This window comes from Leekyejoonella antrihumi (assembly GCF_007845645.1).
Taxonomy (GTDB): Bacteria; Actinomycetota; Actinomycetes; order Actinomycetales; family Dermatophilaceae; genus Leekyejoonella; species Leekyejoonella antrihumi.
The window spans coordinates 1-1,123 of the sequence record NZ_VCQV01000134.1; the positions used below are offsets into that span (position 1 = coordinate 1).

1 protein-coding gene and 1 pseudogene are annotated in these 1,123 nt (G+C 68.1%); both read left to right on the top strand.

All coding sequences use genetic code 11. The annotated features are described in order from the left end of the window. Positions 1 to 473, top strand: a 473-nt coding sequence (locus FGL98_RS25690) for a Mu transposase domain-containing protein (RefSeq protein WP_425461033.1), incomplete at its 5' end; no start/stop codon positions are given. Beyond that, positions 473 to 1,006 (top strand): annotated as a pseudogene (locus FGL98_RS25110) (ATP-binding protein); the annotation flags it as partial. The gene FGL98_RS25690 and the pseudogene FGL98_RS25110, both read left to right, overlap by 1 nt. Positions 1,007 to 1,123: the final 117 nt, after the last annotated feature.

Here is a 1,123-nt window from a genome sequence, read left to right on the forward strand (position 1 = left end):
CGGTCAAGGCCAAGCCGTCCGACCTGCTAGCCGCGGACAGGGCCGCGATGCTGGCGTTACCGCCGGTGCCGCCCGCCCTCGGGTGGGTCAACCGTGTCCGGCTCGGCCGGGACTACTACGTGCGCATCGACTCATCCGATTACTCGGTCGACCCGTCGCTGATCAGCCGGCTGGTCGACGTGCACGCCGACCTGTCTCGGGTCCGAGTGTGCCGCGATGGGCGGCCGGTCGCCTCCCACGACCGGGTATGGGCACGCGGCATGACGATCACCGACCCCGCGCACGTGGCCACCGCTAAGACGCTGCGGCAGCAATACCAACAACCCCGACCACCAACAGTTCCCGACGACGAGCTGTTGGTGCGCGACCTAGCCGAATACGACCACGCGTTCGGCCTCACCAGTGGCACCGTCAGCGAGCCCGTCGGTGATCTGAGCGACGGCCTGGCCGCCCCGGGTGGGGAGGTGGCCTGATGAGCACCGCGAAGAAACAGGCCGCTGCGACCACTGAGGCGCTCAAGCAGGTCACCTATCTGGCGTCGGCGTTGAAGGCACCCCGAGTCACCGAAGCCGCCGCGAGGTTGGCCGATCACGCCAGGGATGCGGGGTGGACCCACGAGGAGTACCTCGCCGCGGTCCTGGACCGTGAAGTCGCCGCCCGCAACGCCTCCGGTGCGCAATTACGCATCCGGGCCGCCGGGTTCGCCGCGCGTAAAACGTTGGAGGAGTTCGACTGGGACGCCCAACCGGGCGTCCGGCAGCAAGTCGCGGCCCTGGCTTCGGGCGGGTTTCTGACCGAGGCCCGCAACGTGGTGTTGCTCGGGCCACCAGGCACCGGCAAAACGCACCTGGCCACCGGCCTGGGTATCGCCGCCGCGCACCACGGGCATCGGGTGTTGTTCGCGACCGCGATCGACTGGGTCACCCGACTGACTGATGCTCACCGCGCAGGCCGGCTGCCTCAGGAACTGGCCCGGTTGCGCCGGTACGGGCTGATCATCGTCGATCTATGCCGACACCGCGACTATGCCGAGGCTTGAGGTTTTGCCGGTGCAATCACGCGTTGTCGCGGTCGGTGTCCTCGGCATAGTTACAGGCTCTCGAGGAATGCGAGTACCTTGTCC